Below are 1393 nucleotides of genomic sequence, written 5' to 3'. Positions count from 1 at the left end.
GTTGCACTTTCGTTACAGCTCCAAAATGCGCAAATAGCAGGCATCAAAAATACTGCCACCTTTGCCGCCGCTAGCATTGGCTTAAGCGATATCAGTAGCGATGCACAGAGTGAGATGAATATGCTTTTGCGACAGGGGCATGATGCATCCCCGTCAGATAGCAGATCAAGTGAAGGCGGTAACGTCATCAATGGCGCTATTAGCTCGGTAGCGAATCAGCTCTCCCCTGGCTTGCGGCAGATAGGTGGCGTTATTTATTCTTCCAGCGGTGCGGTACAGCACATCGTTGGTACAGCTGCAACTGCCACCCAATTTGCGGATAACTTACCTAAAGCAACGCCTAGATTCGCTGATCTGGCGGGCGGTGTGGCAAACACCGCTGAAGGTATTGCCTTAGCCATGGGCACGAAGGGCCTGCAAAACATCCAAAGTAAAGTTCTAATGGCAATTAGCGATGTCCCAAGCAACGCTGCTGCGGGCGAATTTCCGGAACTCGCTAACGCTGATATGGTGATGTCCACGCCAGAAAGCTACGCTGTCACCGCTGGTGGTAACGCGCACATCAATAGTGGTCAACACATTGCCTTCACGAGCACCCAACACACGTCTATTGCCACTGGCCGTCGCATGATCGTGAGCGCGATGCAAGGCACCCGGTTGTTCACCCAGCTGGGTGGCATGAAATACATCGCAGCAGCCGGCAGAATTGATCTCCAAGCACAAAGCGATGCAATGGCATTGTTAGCACTTAAAGATATTCAAATCACCAGTGAAAATGGCGAGATTGTGATTCGTTCCAAAAAACGCATACGCATCGAAAGCGAACAAGAAGTCATCGTCAACGGCGCAACAAGCTTTACCCAGTGGGACGTATCAGGCGTCACAACTGGCACCAGTGGCGCATGGACAACGCATGCAGCGACGCACGATTTTACTGCGCCCAAAAATCAAACGATTGAACCACTAGTTAAACCGGAGAAAAAGGACTTCAGTAATCGCGTCGATGCGCATTATGTGTTTCACCACCATGCCTTCAGCGACGTGGAATATCAGGCTACATACACCGACGGCACTTCATTAGCTGGGTCACTAGATACGCACGGACGGACTTTACCTTTGTATTCGTCTCTGCGGCAAAAGATCGCAGTTCTGTTCGGAAACTCAACGCTCAGCGAATGGGACGCTCTTTACCATCCCATGGATGGTGCTCACTAGCGTCCGCAAAATAATGATACCAAGAATGATTCCCTCAATATAAAAATACGTCGTTGGAGAACACATACATGAATAAAGAAAATGATCAAAGTAAGGTACATATTATTTTGTTGGATGCATTAAACGCTGGCATTTCTGGTCTGAAGGTTGCCGTCAAAATTGGCAACGAATTGATACA

Annotated in this window: 1 protein-coding gene; it reads left to right on the top strand. The window is 49.0% G+C overall.

Features of this window, described 5'->3' with window-relative positions:
- A partial coding sequence (locus tag ACO0KV_RS18320; RefSeq protein WP_423044587.1) for a DUF2345 domain-containing protein occupies nucleotides 1-1215 on the top strand: 1215 nt, incomplete at its 5' end.
- Nucleotides 1216-1393: the final 178 nt, after the last annotated feature.

Source organism: Undibacterium sp. RuRC25W (assembly GCF_049339825.1).
Lineage (GTDB): Bacteria > Pseudomonadota > Gammaproteobacteria > Burkholderiales > Burkholderiaceae_D > Undibacterium.
The sequence above is the reverse complement of the archived record's forward strand: the minus strand, read 5'-3'. Positions and strand labels throughout refer to the sequence as shown.